Genomic DNA, 6,529 nt, shown 5'->3' with positions numbered 1-6,529 from the left:
GCCTGGACCGGCACCTGCCACACCTGCCGACAACCGGTCCAGGCCACAACACCACCCATAAAACCGCAGGTCAACACCACCTAACAAAGTCCTACTACTGGTACGCCCGGAAACAGTTTCGCGCTGGCACCGGGACCTCCTCGCGCGACGCCACGCAGCCAGGTCACGACCCAAGCGCCCGGCCGACTACGCACCATCCGCTCGATCCGACTTCTGGTGCTGCGCCTGGCACGAGAACCCACCCGGGGCTACCGCCGCATCCACGGCGAACTACTCGTACACGGCATCACGGCGCCTCCCGCTGCCCTGCCTGTGCCGTGAACTGCAACGACACGATGAAGATGACCCGAGACCCAACACCCCTGAGCGGTACACAACCGCGACACCTGCGAAGTGCTCTGCACCCACATCATCGGCGGACTCATGAACGAGGACAGACACGCCGCTTGACCAGCAGCGATGACCTTTCGAGCGGCGTGTGGCGCGTTACAAACATTGACGAGAATCACCCGAATTAGTGGAACCTCTTGAGGAAACGTGTTACGCCGCGTTAGCATCGGATACTGCATGTTGACGGCATTATCCCATTCAGCCGACCGATGCAGAGGGTTCAACTATGGTGCAGGAAGCCAGGGTCGACGTCAAGACCACCGCCCCGGAGAACGTCCAGGAACTGTCCAATGCGGATCTGACCGCGATCGCTGGATCGGTAACGCCGGGACCGTGGTTCGCCACCGAGTTCGGCACCGGCGAGACGCGTAGGGAAGCCAACGATACGTGGGAATTGCTCAGTACCACGCCGAAGGCCCCTGGTGGAACCGCAGCCGTGTACTACGCCGATGGTCACTCCCGACTGACTCGACCGATGATTTTCGCGGACGGTTTCAACTATGGACCCAGCGATCTTCCCGGCCTTTTCGAGCATCTCAACTCGCCCTACAACGCCGACGGGGAGCGTTTCCTCGGTGAGGTTCTGGCCGCCGGGATCGACGTCGTGCTGCTCGGTTTCGACCAACGTCACGCCGACATCCGAACCAACGCGGGCGTGGCGATCAACTGCATTCGGCGGGCGATCGCGCAATGTGACAACGATGACGTCTCGCTGATCGTCGGCGGCGTCAGCATGGGCGGCATGGTGACCCGCTACGCGCTCGCCTCGATGGAGGCCAACGAGGAAAACCATCGCACCGGCACCTACCTGTCCTACGACACCCCGCACAACGGTGCCTGGATCCCGCTGATCCTCCAGCAACTCGCTTACTTCTTCGAGGAACTGCCCGTCGGCGATCCCGACGCGCCGACGCAGGCGGAACTGATCCGCAGCGCCGCCGCGCAGCAGTTGCTCTGGTCGTGGGTGCCGAACGCCCTGTACTCGGGGCCGACCGCCACCGCGAGCACGATGCGCACCGAGTTCCTCGACGATCTGCGCAAGATCGGCTGGTTCCCGAAACGGCCGCGCACGTTGGGTGTTGCCAACGGTGCCGGCGACGGCATCGGCCGAGACCTGCCGCCCGGCACGATCGCGTTCGACTGGAAGGCCAGCGTGCTCGCCAGCGCGACCGCGCGCTTCCAACCGGACAACGGCGTGGAGCAGGCGATCGGCGGGATGAACTTCGGGACCACGATCCGCCGCCCGTTCACCAGCGCCGTTCCCGCTCTGGACGGAGCACCCGGGGGGATCTTGGAATCCTTCGGCCTGGTCGCCGACAAGCTGAACATCACGATCGGCGAGGAATACCGCAGCAGTTGCTTCGTCCCCGTTGTGAGCGCGTTGGCACTGGACTTCGACCCGGTGAAATGGGACATCGACCCGTACACGCCGCTCCGGGAGGTGCGGGCGGAGCAAAGCCAGCTCGACGAGTTCCAGTGGGACAACGGCAACACCCCGCACGGTGTGATCACCGAACCGCTGGCCCGGTGGATCCTGGCCCGCATCACCGTCTGACCCGAACCGGCCTTGGCCGGCACGTCGGCGGAAGAGCCGCCGAGTGCCGGCCCCGGGCTGTCGCATCCCGCGAAGCCCACTCCTGTCCACTATGGACTCCGAGTATGGCGGCATCACTCCGATCGAGGCCCGTGGGGTGACGCCATCTGCCGCAGCCGATCCAGCACGGCCCGGCAGTCGCCCTGGGCGCGGTGTCCGCCCTCCAGCTTGTGGGTGCGGTACCGCCGCCCTGGCCGTTTGACTCGCCGACCCAGGCGGCGTGCCGACGCATCGCACATTCCCACGGTTGTAGCAGCCATTCCGGCAGCGCCGTGCCGCCGACGACCCGCTGATGTCCGGCGCGCAACCGCGCCCGGTCCGAAGGGGGCGTTCCACGCGATCACCGTCCTGCCCTCCAGGACCTCCTCCAGGCGTGGCCACACCTGCGCCATCGTCGGCGCACCGGCCAGCATGGCCACGGTGATGCCGTGTTCGCGCTGCGCATGGTGGTTGATCGGCGTGCCTTCCGTGTCGACCAGTGTGCTCAGCACGACTGTGCCGTCGGTGGCTAGCACGGCGATCTCGATGACCCGGCCTGTGAAGTCGGTCAGCTCCGTGTCCAGCACAACCGCGTCACGGCCTTCGAGAACGTCGCGAGCCCAGACCGCGGCGTCGGACCACGAAGACGGCGTGGCGCTCGCCGCAGCGCGTGGAGTCGTGACCGGCGGCACCGGGCGCGATGCGGAATTCGGCAACGGCTTGGCCGACCGCAAGTCATAGAGTGTCGTGCGCCATACGTCCCCCTCGAACACCCTCTCCAACAATCCCTCGGTTACGCGGGGATCGCCCGGTTGCTTGCCCAAGGACTGCAACTGCGCCGCCGTCATCAAATGCGCGGGCGTCTCTTTCCGGTACACCGTGCTAAACCGCTGGTCCTCCTCGACACACTCGCGATGTGGCATGCAGCATGCACCCGCACACCCACGGCGACCGGCGATACGCCGTCTCGTCGCTCATATGTTCGACCAAAGAGTGATCAGCCTGCAGGTTCCGTCGACGCGGCGGCTCAGCCCTCCGGACCGCTGAACGCCAAACCCGGCACGATCCCCCCTCGTAGTTCGGCCGCTAAGCCGGTAGCTCGACGCTGGACCTCGACGCCACGACGGACGTGCAACGCGCAGTTACTAATCAGCGCCGTCCTGGAAAAGCAACGGCACGCCTTCTTCGGGGATGCCGTGGGGTGAGTCCAAGCCCTTGATGATCCCGTCGCGGTTAGCCAGCTCGTGCACCTTCTGCAGTCCCCGGACCTTGGGGCGGTCGTTGTCGACGATGATCAGCTGGAAGGGACGTTCGAACTTTCCGTCGCCGATGGTGCCGCGGGTCTGGAGGGCGTCGAGGAACTTTTGGTACACCCGTCGCGCCAGCTCACGACCGGGAGTGTTGGTGCCGAGGTTCTTCTGCGGCGAGTCGATCATCAGCAGGGCCAGGATGCTGGACTGGTCAATCTGCAATGTGTAGCTGAGCAGCGTGAGGCTGTATGCGACGGACACGGCCACACGGGCGCCACCGCCGCGTGAGTGGAAGGGTTGCTCGTCCACCCAGGGCAGCAGTGTGTCGGCGTCGATGCGGGCACGTCCGGTCGCGTTGAGCAGGCCGATGTCGGCGACGGTGCGTCGGAAGATGTCGGTCAGGGTCTCGGCGACCCACTCGTGGTGCTCGCAGTCGGACTCTGCGATGCGTAGATCCTCGTAACGCTTCCGCTGCTCGGCCTTCAAGCCGTCGATCGCCCGCCGCTCCTCCTCCAGCCTCGCCAGCGCGGATTCGACCTGGCGCAGGTCGGTCAGCCTCTGACGCACGGCGGCGAGTTCACCCGTTGCAGCGGCGATGGCGTCGAGGTGCGGAGCCACCGGCGTAGCCGTTTGCTCATGCCGGGCAGCTATGAGGGTGGTGTCGATGGCGACGGTCGCCCGGCCGTCCACCAGGGTTGCGCGACCCACTTCCAGGTCACCGCCGGTGATGATGTGGACGGTGCCCGTCGGGATGAACGGGCCGCCCTTCACCTCGACCCGGGCGGAGGCGTCGCCGCCCGGGTCAGGGTGGCGGTCGTGGTGCTCTGGGCGAGAGTCTCGCGCGGCACGGCGATCGTGTTGACCTGCTCGACGTGGCCCGCGTGGTCGACGGTGCGGTACCGCACCGTCGTGGCGACGTCGCCGAAGGTCAGCGGCGAGGTGTAGGGCGTTCACGCCGAGTCGCCGAGCCGGTACTCGACCCGGGCGACGCCGGAGGTGTCGTCCGCAGCGGCTGGCGGATTGGGCCGAGACCCACCACATCAGCTACCTCCTGTGGACCTGAACCCCGTGGGCTGCCGCCGAGAGGCTGCCGGTTGCGACCAAAGGCTTCCCGGCCCACGTGGATGCCGGCCACTGCCCGATCATCCTGCGGCTCGCGGCAGTGGCCGGCTCGTTGTCAGATCAGCTGGATGTAGTCCAGTTCCGCGTACCCGGTGCCACCGGCGAAATGGGGAGAGCCCTTCGCCAGGCGGATCGTGTTGTAGCCGGCGTTGAGGGTGACGGTGGTGTTCACTGTGCTGAACTGGGCCCACCCGGTGGTCGCCGGGTAGCTCACCGTCGACCAGGGGCCGCCGTTGTAGGCCAGGCCCTGCGTCGCGGTCGCCCCGGTGCCGTTGGCGTACCCGATGGTCATCGTGTAGCTGCGGGCGGTGGGTACGTTGACGATGAAGTCGACGTAGCTGTCGTTGCGCGGGTCGCCGGTGTTGTCGATGCGGCCGACGTGGCCGCCGTTGGACGCGTTGCCCGCGGAGAGCCGCTCGGCGCGGAACACCGAGGCGTTCTCGGCTTCGTACCGCTGCTGGTAGGCGGGCACCCCGCTGGTCGGCTCGACCACGAGGTGGTACGAGGCGGTGGCGGACATGTTCGGCACCGGGACGGTGATGGCGCCGTTGGTGACGGTGTAGGTGGTGTTGGCGAGCGTGGTCGGTGCGGCCACGTTGGTGAAGCGGCCCGAGCCCGGGGTGGACTCCAGTCGGACGCGGACCGTGCTGCCGAACCCGCCCAGACCGGTGACGCGCACGTTGTTCGTCCCCGACTCGTCACCGAAGACGACGTCGACGCGGCGGCGGGTGCTGTCGTAGGAGGCGAAGCCGTCCAGGCCGGTCTGGGCGCGCGGGGTGGTGCGAACCATGTTGCCGGCCATGTCGCCGTACCACTTGTACAGCCACCAGGAGGCGGTGGGCTGGTTGTTGTGGGTCAGGCCGTTGACGGTGCCGTACTCGTACCAGAACGCCCGGTCGGCGGCCCAGACACCGGCGCGTTCGAGCTTGGCGATGTAGTTGGTGACACGGCCGGGCACGTCGATCTCGTCGCGCTCGGCGTACTCGTTGATGAAGATGCGGCGCGGGCTGATGCCGAGCTCCGCTTCCATGGCCCGGTAGGCCGCGACGTTGGCCGCGATGTGCGGCGACGTGTGCCCCAGCTCGTGCCACACCACGATGTCCGGCAGGGTGTTGGTGTTGCGCGCGTTGGTCAGGAACGCGCGCATCCGGGTCGGGTTCCAGTGTGAGTCACCGGGGCCCGCGACGGGGGTGACGGTGTCGCGGGTGCGGATGCGCTGGACGGTGCGCGTCCACCCGGCGTTGAAGTCGCCGGCCGCGGCGGTGTTCCAGGTCCAGTCCGCCTCGTTCCAGATTTCATAGGCGGTGATGTTGCTGACGGTGGTGGCGGCCAGCCGGTCGTTGACCATCTGGTCGACCTTGGCCAACCAGTCGTCCCAGCTGACCCACCGGTAGGGGAAGTCGCGGTAGATGTCCGGCATCCGGATCACCTGCGCGGCGCCGACGCGGTCGGCCTGCGGCGCGACCAGGAGGGCGTCACCGCCGGGCGGCTGGCCGTTGGGCGCCTGGCCGACCCTCGGCGGCGGCTGGGTGAGGGTGTGCATCTTGATCGGCAGCAGCAGCGAGTCGGCAGGCCTGTTGCCCTCGGCCAACGCGTACAGGCCACCGGAGGCGGCGTGCGTGACCGGTCGGAACGGCACGGCGGCGTCGACCACCAGCGTGCTGCCCGCCGCGGAGGCGGCGAGCGGGGGTAGGGCCACCAGGGTGGCGGCGGTGAGGGCGGAGACCGCTATCGCGGTCCGCAGTGTCGGCTTTGGCACCGTGCACCTCGTGTGTGGGGGTGTGGGAGAGGGAGGTCTTGCGTCATCCCGTGGCGGTCGGCACCCAGACCCGCATCGGTCCGGGTGTCCGGTTGCCCCACAGGAAGTAGGGGATGGCGGCGAAGGTGATCGGGGTGGAGCCGCTCACCGGGGTGTCGGCGGTGTAGAGCTCGTCGGCGGCCGGCGGTTCGACGGTGCCGCGGACGGTCAGCGCCTGCGGGATGCCTCGCAGACCCGTGACCGCGGGGTCGGAGGGGTCGATCCGGACGTCCTCCAGCACGACGCCGGCGGGCAGGTCGGTCTGCTCGACGCAGTAGACGAGAGGCCCTCGGGCCAATGCGACGCAGCCGCGGATGGCGTCGATGCGGGGGTGCGGTCGCACCACGCGTACGGGCATGTCCAGGTCGAGTACGACGGTGGCGCCGGCCGACCAGT

The 6,529-nt window shown here is 67.7% G+C and carries 5 protein-coding genes and 1 pseudogene; 2 read left to right on the top strand and 4 right to left on the bottom strand.

The genetic code is table 11. From position 1 onward, the window contains the following. The first annotated feature begins 616 nt into the window (after positions 1–616). The gene (locus ABD223_RS43175) at positions 617–1,945 is read left to right on the top strand and encodes an esterase/lipase family protein (protein WP_344044145.1); all 1,329 of its coding nucleotides are present in this window, start codon (positions 617–619) and stop codon (positions 1,943–1,945) included. 113 nt (positions 1,946–2,058) lie between these two features. On the opposite strand, the gene ABD223_RS43170 is transcribed toward ABD223_RS43175, so the two are convergent. Together ABD223_RS43170 and ABD223_RS43165 are read right to left on the bottom strand one after the other, a co-directional pair. Further along, on the bottom strand, positions 2,059–2,886 hold the full coding sequence (locus tag ABD223_RS43170; RefSeq protein WP_344044143.1) for a 3'-5' exonuclease: 828 nt from the start codon (positions 2,884–2,886) through the stop codon (positions 2,059–2,061). Positions 2,887–3,108: 222 nt separating this feature from the next. Further along, positions 3,109–3,984 (bottom strand): hypothetical protein, encoded by an 876-nt coding sequence (locus ABD223_RS43165; RefSeq protein WP_344044141.1) that lies wholly within the window; start codon positions 3,982–3,984, stop codon positions 3,109–3,111. A gap of 48 nt (positions 3,985–4,032) precedes the next feature. Between ABD223_RS43165 and ABD223_RS43160 the strand changes: the two genes are divergently transcribed. Then, positions 4,033–4,158: a hypothetical protein gene (locus tag ABD223_RS43160; protein WP_344044139.1), complete on the top strand. Its 126-nt coding sequence runs from the start codon at positions 4,033–4,035 to the stop codon at positions 4,156–4,158. A gap of 232 nt (positions 4,159–4,390) precedes the next feature. On the opposite strand, the gene ABD223_RS43155 is transcribed toward ABD223_RS43160, so the two are convergent. Together ABD223_RS43155 and ABD223_RS43150 are read right to left on the bottom strand one after the other, a co-directional pair. After that, positions 4,391–6,094 carry a carbohydrate-binding protein gene (locus tag ABD223_RS43155; protein WP_344044137.1) on the bottom strand — a complete coding sequence of 568 codons (1,704 nt, stop codon included), beginning with the start codon at positions 6,092–6,094 and terminating at the stop codon, positions 4,391–4,393. Between the two features lie 43 nt (positions 6,095–6,137). Beyond that, positions 6,138–6,529: pseudogene (locus tag ABD223_RS43150) on the bottom strand (glycoside hydrolase family 127 protein); the annotation flags it as partial.

The organism is Saccharothrix xinjiangensis, from assembly GCF_039527585.1.
In the GTDB taxonomy this organism is placed as follows: Bacteria; Actinomycetota; Actinomycetes; order Mycobacteriales; family Pseudonocardiaceae; genus Actinosynnema; species Actinosynnema xinjiangensis.
This window is presented reverse-complemented; position numbering and strand designations above follow the sequence as displayed.